Raw genomic sequence first — 14,713 nt, 5'->3', positions numbered from 1 at the left:
AGTGTAATAATGGTCTCAACTTTGTTGATAATCAGATTCCAAAAAAAGAAGTTAGCTACCTTCCAGTTCATTATTTTACAGAAGTTATTACAGATAATAAACAAGAACTAATTGATAGATCGAATATAAACAAAGTCTCAATTGCTGATAAACAATTAATTGTAGAACTGAAAAATGAATTGAACAACTATGATGAAGTATCATATTTACTCGATGGAAATGATGATGAACTAACGTTGTCACTTTATATTAATCAAAATAATAATAGAAGTAATAATTCTCAGAGTCACAGTAAATCAACCTTAGTTTTTCCATTAACTAACAACATTGAATCTGGTATCAATATAGTGAATATATAAGCTAATAATTAATAAGAGAGCTGAATCGATTCGAAAAGAGTAACAAGGATGATTTTGAATTTTAAATTATTAGATTAGGTGAGTGAGGAATATAATATAATGATTATTTATATAGTATGTTATTGGGTGTTACTCATTGCTTGTGGTGTACTAATTAGACAAAATGAAAAAGGAAATAAACAAATTTACCAAAAAATTGCAAATGAGTTTGGCTCAATGTCTTTAAAAGAGGCTGAAGGATTGTTAAAAAAACAAACCAATTATTTTTTTAAAGAAAATCCTAAAACTGGTTTTTTCTTGCGTCACCTAGCGTATTTTTTTCAACTCATATTCATACTCCTATATTTTTTTACGCCATTCTTATCAATGGTGTACTGGTTAAGTGTCCTTTTTATTTTTTTTCAGTTAACTCTTATAGCGGATATTATAGCTATTTTATATGTAAAAAAAGTATATTCGAAGAACGAAATTGAATTGTTTTGGAAAGAATATTTAGACAATCATCCTACAAACTTATTGAAAGTAGCGTTAGATAATGGATATTACACACCTAAGTCAAATGTCCTATTAATTAATCGTTCTATATTGTTACTTGTTTTTTCAGCTACTGTAGCGTTAATCCAATTCTTCTATCACAACTTTGGTGTATGAGAAAATGACTTAGGTTTTTTTAGGGTGTTTATAATGCTGGTGTATGTATAGAATCATATAGTATACATTGAAGCGAAAAAGCACTTTGGTTTCTTCTAATAAGAATGATAGATAGAAAATCTTCTATTAACAAATTTTCTTGAGAAATGAGGGAGGGCAATAACCGGGAAGTTTTTGCTCCTCCTTTAATTATTTACAGATGCTTATAATTTCTGGTTTGACATTGTTTAGAAGATATTAGAATGCACAGCAACTATTGTTGTAAGGAAGGATTCGGTAGTATGTTTCAGGCAAATCGCCAGAAATAGCCATGAAATCCCCTCTATTCTACTCTCTTTTTCAAGAATTCCTGTTAAATGATAGGTTTTATGTCAAAATGAAGGGTAGAAATGGATGAGGAGTGGTTGGAATGAAAGAAACGATATTAGCAATGAAGCTGAAAGAATATAGAGAAAAAAACAAGCTGACGCAAAGTATGCTAGCAGAATTATTAGAAGTAAGTGACAAGACGATCTCAAAATGGGAATTAGGTGCTACGTACCCTAGCAAAAAAAATATGATCAAAATAGCCGAAGAATTGGATATCTCATTAGAAACATTACTTTTGGAAGAAACTAAGAAAGACAATGAGGATTTAAAAGTAAGTATCAAGTATGGGGTGATCAGTTTTTGCTTGATCTTTTTTGTCACGATGATCATAACTTCGTTCAATCAAGACTTCAGCACGATTATGAATCTTTCTATTCAAGAAAAATTTGGTGTATTGTTAACCACCGCTTTAAAACTATTGAGTATCTCTGTGCCGCCAGCGATTATCATTGGCTCCGTGTTTTATTTTTATATCTTCCCTAAAAATAAAAAAGAGAACGAACCATTTCCTCGATTTCGACGGAAATGGTAGATTAGATTATAGGAATCAAGTCATGGACAGAAAAACAGCATTTTAGATAAAAAAGAGTACTTCAGTCTGGCTGGTGTGAAAAGCGCATAAATTTTACAAGAAGGAGAGAGCAGGATGGGACTATTTGGTAAAAAGAAAGAAGTCAGAAATTTAACGAAGGAAGAAGAAGCAGAAATCAAAGAAGAAATGGCACGACAAATGCTTTCAAAAAACGAAAATGATATTGGCATGGTCAAGAAAATCAAAGATCTGACAAACATGAGCACAGGACAAGCGAAAGAGCTATTCCTGAAATTCAGGGATGAGTTAACCGAGAGATAGCGGATAGGGAATCAGCCAACAACAGTCTTTCAAATGGGAGCCAGATTCGCTTCATTGACAGCTTATGCGGTTGAAAAGGATGTTGTAATCTGGTCAGTTAGTTTTATAAAACTCGGTTACGCCGTAGCAATTCTATTACAATCAAGATTTTTATCTTCTACTGGAGGGCATAACGATGTCGAAAGAGTTAAAAAAGGTTTACAGTATTACGGTTATTCAGGTAGTGATTTACGTGATCGCATTCGCCATGGCTTTTCTTAATCGTGGGGTCTCACCGAACTGGCCCTTCTACTTGGTCCTAGTAGGAATATTAGTAGGATTTTTTCTCCCCAAAAAATATCGCTCACAATTTTCTTCGACTGCTCCGGGTATTTTTTTTTAAGAACCGTACGAGACGTACAGAAAATATAATCGAACTGACCGTCACTTGTTTCGTCATTTTTCTGGTTATTTATTTAAATCTTGTCTAGAGGGGGTGTGACCATGAATACTATCAAAAAGAAGCGACGGTTAGGATTGGTGGGTCTTTATTTACTTTTAGCTATACTGTCCTCACTTATACGACAAGTGAAGTACTATGGCATAACGGCGGTACTTATGATCATTCTCACTTTCCTCGTACTGGTCATTTTATGGGCGTCTTTGCTTCGTCACAACGTTATTCGTGTCACTTGGACAAGTATGACTTATGAACCAAATCTTCATAAAAGTGAACGGGTGTTTTTGTTTAGCCTCGTTACTTTAGTAGCGCCGGTTCTTAGATTTCATGACCTGACTGTCTATGACCTAATCGTTTCTGTTGTAGCTATATTGGTAGGGATAGTTGGTTTTGTAATAAATGAGCATCGATTAAATCGGAAAAAACAGAAAGGATAAAGAGAATTTTTGTGGTGGGTTAAAAAGATAAATTTACTGACTCCTTTCTCATTGCTTAAAGAATTATAATCAACTATTTATAGTTCAAAATATATGTTAAGAAAATAAAAATCAAGCATAGAGAAGAATTTCTCTGTCCTAATTCCTAGTATGATACATTGCTAACAGTATCATATTTTCTTTTATAGAGTGGAAAGGCTTACCCCGTCTTGATTAAATCAAGGATACCTCTTCATTAGGCAATTATAGTAAATATATAGTAGAGCTAGCGTGCCTGATAAAACAAATCATCTCATTCCTCTCTAAAATCCAGCTTTAAACAATTCTGTCAGTATACCAGTTGGTTCTTATGGACTGTTAATTAGTAATGATGATACAACGACAAACTGACTGTTTTCGTCGTTTTAAATAATTCTTTAAAATGAAAGCGTAAAAATAATTTAAACTTCTTTTTTGAGTGGTCGGCATATATAATAAGAACATACAGTAAGAAAGTGTATGCTGAAAAGAGGACTCTTATGAAAAAATTTGCAATTGGCTGTTTTGGGATCAGCCTTTTTATGACGATCGTTGGCCTTTTTTTACAGACGATTTTGATCCCTATTCAAGATTTTGACACAATCAGCAAAGAAGAACTTAAGAATATCCAACTTGATCTTGCTATTAATTATCCATTAGGAACTGGTATGCTCTATATCGGGCTTCCTTTGTTAGTATGCTCGAGTGGTTATTTGGTTTTTTGTTATTTTAGAGATAGGAAGAACTGAAGCTTATCTTGAAAAAAATGCTTAAGAGGAACGCAATATAATATGATGTATGTTTGTATTTAAATGAAAAGGTAATTATTGTTTGTTTGGATCTGTAATGTTTGAGGAAATACTAACTAATTAAGGAAGTGCTTTATGAAAATAAATGATGTTTTGCATAGACGCCAGTATACGATTAATTTATCTTCTAATACTCCACCGCTTGATTTAGCTTCTTTAAGTAATATGGGGGTCTGGAGTAATCCAAAAGAGAAACATTATATATTGATTTTGACACACAATGACGATCCCATTAACGATTCTTCTATGTTTGAGAAAATTTTTAAGGAGCGTACTGGATTACAGTCAAAAGATTTTATATATGAAGCAAAACATGGACCGATGACCCTACAACGTGCTGTTGATTCGACTTGGTTTTGAAAATATAGAGTTTTTTGAATAGATGCAATAGCACAATGCATGAAATCATGGTATTGAGATTATTTTGAAGGAATTGAAAATAATGAATTTTTTTAGGGAAGCAGGTCTGAATAGCTATGAACAATCACGAAAAGAATCGAAAACAACATTCAATTAGCAATCTATCTAGTAATTCCTTTAACGTAATGAATACAAAATCTGATCCTTCACAAACTGGATCACCAATACCTTTTCAAAATGGCGACTTTTCATCAGTTGATCGAAACATTCATTCTTCAAAAACAGTCGCTGAAATGCTTTGTTTCTATTTAGCAGGTAGTATTATTGCGGCAATTGGGTGTTATTTGTATATTAAGCTGCCCTTATTTGCTAATTTACTGGAGAATACGATTTTATCTTTTGCTATTACTTTTGGGATTATCATCCTAAGCTTTGTTTTGTCTCATTTTATAACGAAAGTACTTACTGCTCATATCAGAAATAAATGACCAATATGAAATGAATTGTGAGGATAAATAGATGTATTCAAATTACCAGAAGCTGCCGCACTATTTAAAAAAGTGGTATGCATTATTTTATATTTTACCATTGATGCTTCTCTTATTTGTTAATGCCCTGACAGCTTGGTTATCTTTTCCCATAAACATAGGAATTCTATTGATTCTTTATGGAGTAAGTTGTTTGATTGCTACCAAGGCGTCTCAAGGTAAAAAAGAATGGTTTGTTCTAGATGGCATCACTTTTGGGATTGCCTTGATCACTCTTTCTATCATTTAATTGAAATAAAGAGGTAGCCTTTGATGCAGAGATAATAGTGGAGAACCGATTATTGCGCATGTCGTCTCTTCTTTCGTTGTGATGGCAGCAGCCATCTTGATCTAAAAATTACTGTGCAGTGGCTGTCTATAAGCGTAAAGGAATTGAGGATGGCTTGGTTGTTCGCCTAGAAGCTCTAAAATTAGGTTGATTGAAGCCGATTTGAGAGTTCAGATAAGCGTTACGGGCTTGCTATTTTTTGCAGTCGTTATATACTGATGTCTATACTTCATGGTTTCGTATGTCGTCATCATTTCGGTAGTATTGCTGATATGAAAGACCGCAGCAAAAGTGAGCGAATAGGAGGAAGTAGTGATGCAGCAAACAGAAGAAACTGAATTATTTGTAGAATGCCCAGTGGCTAGCGTCCAGAAGGTCGTACGCGGCAAGTGGTCCATGGTCATCTTGTCCTTTTTACGGCACAAAACGCTTCGTTTCGGTGCGCTTAGTCGTAAAATGCCCATGGTGACCCAAGCAAATTTGACAAAGGAATTGCGCATGCTTGAAAGCTATGGCCTCATTCATCGTGAAGACTATCCGCAAGTGCCGCCAAAAGTTGAATACTCACTGACCGAAATGGGACATAAATTCATGCCAGTTTTGGATGCCTTAGAAACATTTGCTTCTACCTATGAGTCAGAAAACGAAAAAGTAGTCAATCCTTGAAGCGTTCAAGGATTTTTTTTTGTACCTGAAATCCGTATGATTACACAAATCTATTGAAAACGATAGTACCTATCAAAAAATATGGTACTTTTTATTATTGAGGTAATAGGTCATAATGAAATCATCTTAAGAAAGAAGGGTTTTTTATGAAAAAAATGATACTGAATCAATATGGCTCTGTAGATGTGATGCAAATTGTTGAAACTGCTATCCCTGAGCCAGCTGCTAAACAAATTGTGATCAAAACCGCAGCGATCGGCGTGAATGATCCTGATATTGTTATTCGTGCGAATGGACCATTTCCAACGATGCCAAAAGAATTGAAACCTGTGCTTCCACACTCTTTGGGACAAGACTTTTCTGGTATCGTAACAGCTGTCGGAGATGATGTGACCCGCTTTTCAGTAGGTGATCATGTGGTTGGGATGGCGTTTATGAGTACATATTCTGAATACATTTTGTTAGACGAGTCAGCAGTTGTTGCTGCTGTACCGAAGGAGCTGGACTTGGTGCCGTTAGGTGGATTTTTCCTTGGCGTAGCCACAGCTTATGGTGCAACCATTCGTGATGGTCAAGCAAAAGATGGACAAAAAGTACTGATTCATGGCGGTGCTGGCGGTGTCGGGTCTAAAGCTGTTCAGCTGGCAAAACATGCCGGAGCGTATGTCATAGCAACAGGCAGCGCTGAACAAGCTGACTATATGAAGGCACTAGGTGCGGATGAAACGATCGATTATCAGACAGAAGATTTCACAAAATTGGTTTCTGATGTCGATTTAGTGGTCAACTTGACTGGTCCTAAAACATTGGAGAACAGTTATCAAGTAATCAAAAAAGGTGGACGCGTCACTTCTGTTAATGCGCCAATCAACCAAGAAGAAACGGAGCGTAGAGGAATTACTGGTATGTATTCTATGGGGTTCATGACTGTTGAAGAGCTGGAAAAAGTCATTGATCTTTATGCGCAAGGAAAACTTGATGTCCTTGTAGACAAGACATATCCCTTTGAATTAGAAGCAATCAAGCAAGCTCACCTTGATTTCCAAGCAGGCGGAAATACTGGCAAAAAGATCATTGTCTTTGATAAATAGGGAGTAGTAAATAGAAATCGTACAATAGAGATTTTAAGAGCGAGCGTAACAGAACGCTGTCCGTTGTTTAGCTACAAGCCCAGTGCTCCAGAGAAATGAGTTTAATCGATGGATTCTTCAGTTACTTGATCAAGGCAGAATCTCCAAAGAGTTTTGTGAGAATTACAATGAAAAGAGACAAGATACGACTCAGTAAGGACCAATACAAGTCCGCTTCCTTTCGAAACGGAAGCGGACTTGTATTGGTTTCCTTCAATAAAAACCCTATTAGTTTTCAGTATCTAACATCCGCACCATAAACCATTCCACTTGTTGCGGTGCATCGTGGTCAAAGAATGCGGACTCTTTTTTATCTAAAGCGGCTATTTTTTCAATGTCTTTCTGGGAAAGCTCAAAGTCAAAAATAGCAATGTTTTCAGCCATCCGTTCTGGACGAACTGTTTTTGCTAAAGCGACGATCCCTCTTTGCATCAACCAGCGAAGGACAACTTGGCCAACCGTTTTGCCATATTGCGTGCCAATTTCTGCTAATGTCGGATTGGTAAATAGGTCATGACGTCCTTCTGCAAAAGGTGCCCAAGCTTCCACTTGGACGTCATATTTTTCATGCCATTCCTGATCTTCCACTCGTTGATTCCAAGGGTTCACTTCGATTTGATTGATTTGAGGTTTCACCTCATTCAAGCCGACAAACTCGATCATCTTAGCTGATTTGAAATTTGAAACGCCAATTGCACGTAATTTCCCTGTTTTTTGAGCAGCAACCATTGAGCGCCAAGCACCATAAATATCTCCATATGGTTGGTGAATAAGGTAGAGATCAAGATAAGTTAATCCCATTGTTTCAAGCGAATGTTCAATCGTTTCTTTCGCTTTATCTTCGGAAGCTTGGAGAATAAATAATTTAGAGGTAACAAAAAGTTCTTCTCGAGTGACTAGACCTTCAGTGATGGCGCGCTTGATTCCCTCGCCTGTTTCTGTTTCATTTCCATAAATAGAAGCAGTGTCGATCAGTCGATACCCAGCTTTGATTGCTTGGTAAACAGCTTCTGCTGTTTCTTCCAAAGGAATTTGATAAACGCCAAATCCTAGTTGCGGCATGGTGACACCATTATTGAGTGTGATTGTTTGCATAATGTTTCCTCCTCTAATTTTCATTGCATGTTCTATCCTAAACCTTGGAGTTAAGTCCATAGCAAGTGAAAGATGTTACTTTTTTCGTTCCCATAATTTTTCCACTTTATCAGGGGTCATATTTCCTGCTTTAAATTTTGCGATATGCTCATCATACGTTTCTATCTTATAAATAAGTAGGTCTCTTACTTCCTGCATTGCTGCTAACTTTTTCTCTAATTCTTCGAGTTGATCGGCTAAAATCTGTTTCTGAGCTTTTTCGACATTTTGACTTTCACGTACTTGTGCCAATTGAGCAAATTCAATTAGCGATTCGATCGACAATCCTGCATTTCGTAAATGTTTTGCTAAATAGATCCAGTTTAGATCATTTGTTGTGTACACCCGATAGCCACTCTCATTGCGTTGGACAGGTGGAATCACACCGACTCGTTCATAATAGCGCAATGTGTCTACGCTCAAATCAAACATTTCCGCTGCTTTTTTTATATTCATCGTTGGTTCTCCTTATCTTTTCTATAAGTAATCATAAACCCTGAAGTGGACTCTAGGGCAAGTGGTTTAAAATCGTTTATTGAAAAGAATATATTTTGTTCGTTATGGCGACTATTCGGGAAGAAAAAGCTACAAGCATTTTTATTTCAACAGAATGATTTGAGAAATCATCAGTATTGAAAGCTCCTTTCTTAGTGTGTTTCAAAGCAAGTCATACTCTCTTAGAATTGATTGTTTCGTTATCTATTTGAGCGAGGCAGTTTTTATCCATAGATTTTAAATAAATCCATCTCATGTTATGATGATGTTGAAAATTCTTAACTTGGATCAATGAAACAGCGATTCTTGTTATGAAAAACGAAAATAAGCTGATGAGAGTGTGACTATCCATGAATATAAAAGAAGTAAGTAGTATGAATCAAAAGTTAGAGCAACAATTAATTGAAGTATGGGAGAGTTCTGTTAAGGCGACGCACACCTTTTTGTCAGAGACCGAAATCCAAGCCATTAAGCAATACATTCCAGAGGCATTGCATCATGTGCCACATTTGATTATCGTAGAAAGTGAAAATGGAGAGCCAGCTGGCTTCATGGGGATCTCGGATCGAAATCTTGAAATGCTTTTTATAGCAAATGAACAAAGAGGCAAGGGACTAGGAAGAAAACTCTTGGCATACGGGATGGAAAACTATTCTGTAAATGAACTGGGAGTAAATGAACAGAATCCTCAGGCGAAAGGATTTTATGAGCATATGGGATTTGAGGTATACAAAAGAAGCGAGTTAGACGAACAAGGAAACCCTTATCCAATTCTTTATATGAAGAAAGTTGATAACAAGTAGCTGTTAAAAATTATTTGCGTTTGCGGGAAATATGTAAGAAGGAGTCGAGACATATATAGCTAGTCACGACCCCTTCTTTGATTGCTATTATCCTTATTAATAAGTAAAGTAAGGATCAAATGATTTTCTCTTAACTAGCTTTCTCTTCTTTTTTTATCTCTTCTTTTTTCTGATTTGAAAATGGTGTATCAGTCTCTTCAGGTAAGATGATTGGTGGATGATGGGAATGCTGATTACTTCCACACATGGTGATGATTTGTTCTTTTGAAGCTTCAGAGATTACTTTCATTGTATACCTCTCCTTTCTTTTATATTTCCAGATGACATAAGGTAGGCCTATATCATCTAAATTCATGATTTATTTAACTGAATTAGCTCATCAAATGAACCTAGAAATTCCTGATTTGTTGAGTGAGTAACGACAATGATTATTTTATCTGTAAGTGAGCAGATTAAGTCACTGATAATCATCTCGTTTATACTGTCTAGACCAGATGTTGGTTCGTCAAAAAGAATAACATCGGAATCTTTAAAGATTGCCCGAGCAATCTCAAGCCGTCTAAGCTCGCCGCCAGAAAGAAAGTTTATCCATGTATTATCTTGCGTATCGGTTAAATCATTGTTATCAAAGCGATCATCTAATCCACTTCGTTTTAAAACATCAACGATTTTTTCAAGTTCGTATTCACTAAAAATAGAAACGTTGTAAGCAATACTCGTCTGGAAGATAGCAGTTTTTTGTTGGACAAGTGCAACTTTCTCATAAAGGGAGTCTCTAGATAGCTGATTCATCTCTTGCTGGTCAACCAATACTTGATGATCGTCGATAGGGTAAATTCCCGCTAAAATATTCAATAGTGTCGACTTCCCGCTACCGCTTGCGCCAGTGATAGCATATTTTTTTCCACGCTCAAATGTTTGAGTAAAACCATTAAAAATCAAACGATTTCCATGATGGAAATGCAGATTTTCAATCGATAAAGTAGTTATTGGTTCTGCAAGTTCAAGTGAGCGATTGGGCTCATCATCATCGGTACCATCAATGAAAGCTATAAGATCGTCCGCGACCTTCTTGCTCGCTAAAATATCTGTAACTGAAGTACTGAAATACTCTAACGGACCGGCAATCGTACTCATTAGTGTAGTCATCGCAATAAGATCGGGAATGGTGATTATTTTGGCAGCAACAAAGAAACCACCAACGATCCATGTCCCTGAATAGGCAAGATCCCCAAGTCCAAAAGAAATTGCATAAGTCAGTCCTTGTAAGGTTTCAAAAGTGATACTTTCCTTTTTTAATCGTTCACTACTGTTAGTAAAAATTTTCGTATATGTTGGAAAACCTTTGCCGACACGTAAGGTCAGGTATCCTGAGAGAAGTTGGTCAAATAAACTAAGTGTACGATCTTGCTCCAGAACAACGGACTTGCGACGATCACTAAGGATTCGCTTAGCGAAATAAGGGGCTAGCAAAGGACTAAAAGCTAAGAGCAGCATAATCAATGAAAAAGAAGTGTTTAATTTTAGTGTGAATAAAAGAGAGAATAGAAAGGTAAAAATGCTTAAAATCAGTCCAAATCCGGGCTTTAAAAATTCTAATTCAACGACTTTCATTTCATTTGCCAACTTTGAGAGATACTCGTTTTTCTCATTTTTAAGAAATAGTACCGGATTCATTCGAACGATTTTCTGCGAGAGACTCTCTCTCAGTTGATTCATTATTGATTGAACTAAGACGGATTTACTTCTTCTTGGAATAAAATCGCTCATCGTGTTCAATAAGATGTAAAAGAAGGCGAATATACCAATAAATAAAAGTCTTTTTACATCTCCTGACATAGCAACCTCGGTGATTTGTCTATACACCAAAGCAACCCCAACTTGAATGAGCGCTGCCATTGCGCATAAAATCACATGCAAAAAGAAAAGTGGTTGGTTTCTTTTTAATATTTTTTTCATTCTCTCCCTCCTATGTAAAAACTATATCACAAATTAAAAAAAAATTGAAATATTATTTTGTGAAATGTATAATTATTGAAAAAGGGGGTTAGGTGATGCGTTTTTCACGGTATGTCGATATCATTGAGAACGGTAACGAGACTATTCTTTGCAATACATTAACGCAAGAAATAGTTACTATTGATTCAAAAAAAATGAAAAGTAAAACGGAGATTTCGAGCGAAATAAGTGAAGGTGAACGAAAATATTTATTTGAAAATGGATTTATACACGGTGATTTGGAAAGTTATAAACAGAAAACAATCAATTTAAAGAGAGACTTAGTTACTATCACTATAAATATCACAGAAGATTGCAACTTTTCGTGTACTTATTGTTACCAGAATGATTTCCTTTCTAAAAATGTTATTACTGATCAGACGATAAATAATATAATGCAATACATTTTAGACATTGCTCAGCTAGGCGTTCGGAGACTATATATCTATTTTTTCGGGGGCGAGCCACTTCTTTATAAAAAAAGAATTCTCGCAATTAAAAGTAAGATTGATCAAATTGCGTCAGAGAAATCACTCTCAATTTCTTATGGTTTAGGAACAAACGCCTATCTACTCACTCCAGATTTTATAAATCATTTTGATTCTTTAATTGTCGATACTACACTAACATCTAGAAAAGATCATGATAGAAATAGATCTCTTAAGAGTGGAAGCGGAACGTATGATAAGATTTTTGAAAATCTAGCGGTAGCATCTAAGAGCGGACGTGTTAAAATCCATATTGGTTATAATACATCTGATAAAAATACAGAAGAGTTTCAGTCTTTTCTCGTTACGATCCGCCAAAGTGATATCAAAGCCCATATCAATTGCTATTACATTAATAACTATGAGTTTAATGAAAATTATTTCAATGCATTATCCTATGAAAAATATCTAAAGTGGGTATCTTCAACTGCAATTGATCACCTAATTGAAAACGGTTTCCTGGTGAATGTCTCTCCATTTTCTTCGTATCGCTTTGAGTGCGATGCGTATAATCCTTGGTCTGTAAAGTTTTTCTCTGATGGATCTATAGGGTTATGTAATGCAACAAATTTTTATGAACGTAGAATAATAAAAAGTTTTACAGAATCATCTTCTTTTGCAGAAGATGTTCAATATAGCCTTTATGACCAAAAGAGTGTTCTTCCGAAAAGCAACAATCAGTGTAATTCATGTGAATTAATTGCAGTGTGTCGAGGAAAGGTACAGTGTGATACTTCATGTAACCCCAACTATTCAATTGATAGAGAAACATTCATACGTTCTTTTGTAAAGCATACAAATCTAGGTAACAGAAAATTTTTTACCCAATTTAATTAGGAGTGATTTTATGAAATTATCGCAATATACGATTGTTGAAGAAGTGGATAATGAAATACTTTTGTACAATTCGGTATACTCTGCTATCGTTTTACTAACTCAAAGCGAGTTCCATGATCTACAGACTTTTATTAATAACGATAACTTTGAGAAAACAGAATTATTCTCTTATTTAGAAAATCAAAATATCATTGTTTCCGATGAGATTGATGAAGAAGCAAGATTAGTGTCTGTGGCAAATGAAAAACGATATAATCCTAGTCAAGTAACTTTCACAATTGCCCCTACGATGAACTGTAATTTTTCCTGTTTTTATTGTTACGAGCAAGGGTTTAGACAACATACTATGACTACTGAAACTGCTAAGAAAACAGCTGAGTTTATTCTTAAAAATGTATTACCCCATCAGTCATTGAAAGTAATTTGGTATGGAGGAGAGCCTTTGATGGGATTGAACTCTATTAAAGTTATAAGTGAAATAATAATGAAAAACGAAAAAAAATATAAAAATTTCAACGCAGAAATTGTATCCAATGGTTATTTGCTAACAGAAAAAGTTGCACAACTTTTAAAAAGTTATCACGTTAATTATGCTCAAATTACTCTGGATGGGGATCAGATAAATCATGATTCTAGAAGATGTTTAACAAATGGGAAAGGGACATTTGCAAGAATATTACAGAATATAGTTAAAACTCTAAAATATATTCCAGTAACTGTAAGAGTAAATATAGATAGGGAGAATAATCATGAAGATGTTATTCGTTTGATGAACTCGCTGGATAATTTTAATTTACTTAAGAAAGTTGGCTTTTATCTTGCGCCGGTAGAGGATTTTGATACCTACAAAACACCCACATGTTATACATCCCAAGAGTTTTCGAAAGAAGAAATAATGGTTTATAAAAGTCTTTTGGAAAGAGGGATAAATATTGTTGCCATACCACGGACAACGATTGGGTTCTGCGAAGCTATCAATCGAGATGACTATGTAATCGACCCTAATGGATTTTTATATAAATGCTGGGTTCATATTGGTAAAACGATTGGACGAGTTGGAGATATCTATACAGGAATACAATTGAACAGTGTGCATAAAACATTTACAGAGTACAAATTTTTTTCGAAAGCGAAATGTTCAAGTTGTAAAGTTCAACCTTTGTGTTTAGGAGGCTGTCCGTTAATTCGAATGAATACAGGTGAGTCGAAGTGCGTTAGCTATAAGTACAATATTGAAGAGCATATAAAAATGGCTTCGGCAAGACTAATATAATCTGGTGGAATATTTTTGCTTCAGAAGATTGATAAGGTCTTCTTAAAAAAATAGCTTAGTTAAATAAGGTTACTATGTTACATTGTGAATAGAATCTATACTTACTTATGAAAATAGAAAGCGTAACTCAATTTTCTCATTCATATTGTAATAAATGATTTCTCATATTAAAATTTTTATAAGAAAACTAAATAGTGAGCAAAGCTCACCCCAAGCAGCCTCCGAAACTGTTTTCGGGGGCTGCTTGAGGTTTGGGGGGCTTAGCTAGCTAAGTAATGATCGATCACTAAAAAAATGATCAAAACAGAATAGGCAATTTTTTCTTTTCAATCAAAAAATTTTGATCATTTTATCAAGCAGAGGATGGCACAAGTAAGTGGAAAGTAGGTAGTGGCTATTTTTTTGTTCAGGATGGGGAAGTAGATTTGTCTAGGATACGCCGGAGGATAAACGTTTTGAGGATCATTTGTTTTTGACTTACCTATGTGCCATCACTGCGGAAACCCTGTGGATGAAGGCGTCATGTACGACACCAGATACTCGGATGAGAGCTAAGGACGTTTGATTGCCGTGCCTGACACGCTTTTTCTAACCGCAAAGTCGTAGGGGCTAAAGAGCTACAGCGCTGAGACAGATGACTGCCCCGTGCGATTTTGGGTGTTTTTTGAACCCTACAAGCTGCTATTGCTACGCGTCTATTCGTCGCAAGCTTGGAAGGTCTTCTCATAAAATGCCCGTCAGCTGTCAACAGGCTGCCTTTTGCATCAGGAAGCATCAG

The 14,713-nt window shown here is 35.5% G+C and carries 18 protein-coding genes; 14 read left to right on the top strand and 4 right to left on the bottom strand.

The features are described 5' to 3' along the window. Positions 1-458 precede the first annotated feature (458 nt). The 11 genes from A5878_RS16170 to A5878_RS16115 all read left to right on the top strand — a co-directional run bounded on the left by A5878_RS16170 (position 459) and on the right by A5878_RS16115 (position 6,868). Positions 459-1,010 carry a hypothetical protein gene (locus A5878_RS16170; protein ID WP_005231945.1) on the top strand — a complete coding sequence of 184 codons (552 nt, stop codon included), beginning with the start codon at positions 459-461 and terminating at the stop codon, positions 1,008-1,010. A 409-nt stretch (positions 1,011-1,419) separates the two neighbouring features. Further along, positions 1,420-1,911, top strand: a complete 492-nt coding sequence (locus A5878_RS16165; protein WP_034869487.1) for a helix-turn-helix domain-containing protein — start codon at positions 1,420-1,422, stop codon at positions 1,909-1,911. A 114-nt stretch (positions 1,912-2,025) separates the two neighbouring features. Next, entirely contained in the window at positions 2,026-2,232 is a 207-nt protein-coding gene (locus tag A5878_RS16160; protein WP_005230526.1) for a hypothetical protein, read from the top strand. A 54-nt stretch (positions 2,233-2,286) separates the two neighbouring features. After that, positions 2,287-2,493 (top strand): hypothetical protein, encoded by a 207-nt coding sequence (locus tag A5878_RS16155; protein ID WP_228077414.1) that lies wholly within the window; start codon positions 2,287-2,289, stop codon positions 2,491-2,493. A 222-nt stretch (positions 2,494-2,715) separates the two neighbouring features. After that, the gene (locus A5878_RS16145; RefSeq protein ID WP_034869483.1) at positions 2,716-3,108 is read left to right on the top strand and encodes a hypothetical protein; all 393 of its coding nucleotides are present in this window, start codon (positions 2,716-2,718) and stop codon (positions 3,106-3,108) included. A 518-nt stretch (positions 3,109-3,626) separates the two neighbouring features. Then, positions 3,627-3,875 carry a hypothetical protein gene (locus A5878_RS16140; protein WP_005230532.1) on the top strand — a complete coding sequence of 83 codons (249 nt, stop codon included), beginning with the start codon at positions 3,627-3,629 and terminating at the stop codon, positions 3,873-3,875. Between the two features lie 135 nt (positions 3,876-4,010). After that, positions 4,011-4,295, top strand: a complete 285-nt coding sequence (locus tag A5878_RS16135; RefSeq protein ID WP_005230534.1) for a hypothetical protein — start codon at positions 4,011-4,013, stop codon at positions 4,293-4,295. Positions 4,296-4,411: 116 nt separating this feature from the next. Beyond that, entirely contained in the window at positions 4,412-4,783 is a 372-nt protein-coding gene (locus A5878_RS16130) for a hypothetical protein (protein WP_005230536.1), read from the top strand. Positions 4,784-4,814: 31 nt separating this feature from the next. Next, on the top strand, positions 4,815-5,072 hold the full coding sequence (locus A5878_RS16125; RefSeq protein ID WP_005230538.1) for a hypothetical protein: 258 nt from the start codon (positions 4,815-4,817) through the stop codon (positions 5,070-5,072). Between the two features lie 354 nt (positions 5,073-5,426). Then, complete coding sequence (locus tag A5878_RS16120) at positions 5,427-5,777, top strand: helix-turn-helix domain-containing protein (RefSeq protein WP_034869480.1); 351 nt, start codon at positions 5,427-5,429, stop codon at positions 5,775-5,777. A 146-nt stretch (positions 5,778-5,923) separates the two neighbouring features. After that, positions 5,924-6,868, top strand: a complete 945-nt coding sequence (locus A5878_RS16115; protein WP_005230541.1) for an NADP-dependent oxidoreductase — start codon at positions 5,924-5,926, stop codon at positions 6,866-6,868. 267 nt (positions 6,869-7,135) lie between these two features. Here A5878_RS16115 and A5878_RS16110 read toward each other — a convergent pair whose 3' ends face one another. Together A5878_RS16110 and A5878_RS16105 are read right to left on the bottom strand one after the other, a co-directional pair. Continuing rightward, on the bottom strand, positions 7,136-8,002 hold the full coding sequence (locus A5878_RS16110) for an aldo/keto reductase (RefSeq protein WP_005230543.1): 867 nt from the start codon (positions 8,000-8,002) through the stop codon (positions 7,136-7,138). 75 nt (positions 8,003-8,077) lie between these two features. Then, positions 8,078-8,497: a MerR family transcriptional regulator gene (locus A5878_RS16105; RefSeq protein WP_005230545.1), complete on the bottom strand. Its 420-nt coding sequence runs from the start codon at positions 8,495-8,497 to the stop codon at positions 8,078-8,080. Between the two features lie 389 nt (positions 8,498-8,886). Between A5878_RS16105 and A5878_RS16100 the strand changes: the two genes are divergently transcribed. After that, a complete protein-coding gene (locus A5878_RS16100) occupies positions 8,887-9,339 on the top strand; it encodes a GNAT family N-acetyltransferase (protein WP_005230546.1) in 453 nt (150 codons plus the stop codon). Between the two features lie 130 nt (positions 9,340-9,469). Here A5878_RS16100 and A5878_RS16095 read toward each other — a convergent pair whose 3' ends face one another. Both A5878_RS16095 and A5878_RS16090 read right to left on the bottom strand, forming a co-directional pair. After that, positions 9,470-9,628 (bottom strand): hypothetical protein, encoded by a 159-nt coding sequence (locus A5878_RS16095; protein ID WP_008380281.1) that lies wholly within the window; start codon positions 9,626-9,628, stop codon positions 9,470-9,472. 62 nt (positions 9,629-9,690) lie between these two features. Beyond that, positions 9,691-11,298 (bottom strand): ABC transporter ATP-binding protein, encoded by a 1,608-nt coding sequence (locus tag A5878_RS16090; protein ID WP_005230550.1) that lies wholly within the window; start codon positions 11,296-11,298, stop codon positions 9,691-9,693. 95 nt (positions 11,299-11,393) lie between these two features. Here A5878_RS16090 and A5878_RS16085 point away from each other — a divergent pair, with 95 nt between their 5' ends. After that, on the top strand, positions 11,394-12,662 hold the full coding sequence (locus tag A5878_RS16085) for a radical SAM protein (RefSeq protein ID WP_005230552.1): 1,269 nt from the start codon (positions 11,394-11,396) through the stop codon (positions 12,660-12,662). A 10-nt stretch (positions 12,663-12,672) separates the two neighbouring features. Then, entirely contained in the window at positions 12,673-13,935 is a 1,263-nt protein-coding gene (locus A5878_RS16080) for a radical SAM/SPASM domain-containing protein (protein WP_005233213.1), read from the top strand. The last annotated feature ends 778 nt before the right edge of the window (positions 13,936-14,713 follow it).

Source organism: Enterococcus sp. 3G6_DIV0642 (genome assembly GCF_002140635.1).
In the GTDB taxonomy this organism is placed as follows: Bacteria; Bacillota; Bacilli; order Lactobacillales; family Enterococcaceae; genus Enterococcus_D; species Enterococcus_D casseliflavus.
This window is presented reverse-complemented; position numbering and strand designations above follow the sequence as displayed.

What these genes read in the sequence shown, in the direction of transcription:
- A5878_RS16165 (WP_034869487.1), top strand. Translation starts at nt 1,420, where the DNA reads ATGAAAGAAACGATATTAGCAATGAAGCTGAAAGAATATAGAGAAAAA.
- A5878_RS16130 (WP_005230536.1), top strand. Translation starts at nt 4,412, where the DNA reads ATGAACAATCACGAAAAGAATCGAAAACAACATTCAATTAGCAATCTA.
- A5878_RS16100 (WP_005230546.1), top strand. Translation starts at nt 8,887, where the DNA reads ATGAATATAAAAGAAGTAAGTAGTATGAATCAAAAGTTAGAGCAACAA.
- A5878_RS16080 (WP_005233213.1), top strand. Translation starts at nt 12,673, where the DNA reads ATGAAATTATCGCAATATACGATTGTTGAAGAAGTGGATAATGAAATA.
- A5878_RS16110 (WP_005230543.1), bottom strand. Translation starts at nt 8,002, where the DNA reads ATGCAAACAATCACACTCAATAATGGTGTCACCATGCCGCAACTAGGA.
- A5878_RS16105 (WP_005230545.1), bottom strand. Translation starts at nt 8,497, where the DNA reads ATGAATATAAAAAAAGCAGCGGAAATGTTTGATTTGAGCGTAGACACA.
- A5878_RS16090 (WP_005230550.1), bottom strand. Translation starts at nt 11,298, where the DNA reads ATGAAAAAAATATTAAAAAGAAACCAACCACTTTTCTTTTTGCATGTG.
- A5878_RS16095 (WP_008380281.1), bottom strand. Translation starts at nt 9,628, where the DNA reads ATGAAAGTAATCTCTGAAGCTTCAAAAGAACAAATCATCACCATGTGT.
- A5878_RS16140 (WP_005230532.1), top strand. Translation starts at nt 3,627, where the DNA reads ATGAAAAAATTTGCAATTGGCTGTTTTGGGATCAGCCTTTTTATGACG.
- A5878_RS16135 (WP_005230534.1), top strand. Translation starts at nt 4,011, where the DNA reads ATGAAAATAAATGATGTTTTGCATAGACGCCAGTATACGATTAATTTA.
- A5878_RS16145 (WP_034869483.1), top strand. Translation starts at nt 2,716, where the DNA reads ATGAATACTATCAAAAAGAAGCGACGGTTAGGATTGGTGGGTCTTTAT.
- A5878_RS16125 (WP_005230538.1), top strand. Translation starts at nt 4,815, where the DNA reads ATGTATTCAAATTACCAGAAGCTGCCGCACTATTTAAAAAAGTGGTAT.
- A5878_RS16160 (WP_005230526.1), top strand. Translation starts at nt 2,026, where the DNA reads ATGGGACTATTTGGTAAAAAGAAAGAAGTCAGAAATTTAACGAAGGAA.
- A5878_RS16170 (WP_005231945.1), top strand. Translation starts at nt 459, where the DNA reads ATGATTATTTATATAGTATGTTATTGGGTGTTACTCATTGCTTGTGGT.
- A5878_RS16120 (WP_034869480.1), top strand. Translation starts at nt 5,427, where the DNA reads ATGCAGCAAACAGAAGAAACTGAATTATTTGTAGAATGCCCAGTGGCT.
- A5878_RS16115 (WP_005230541.1), top strand. Translation starts at nt 5,924, where the DNA reads ATGAAAAAAATGATACTGAATCAATATGGCTCTGTAGATGTGATGCAA.
- A5878_RS16085 (WP_005230552.1), top strand. Translation starts at nt 11,394, where the DNA reads ATGCGTTTTTCACGGTATGTCGATATCATTGAGAACGGTAACGAGACT.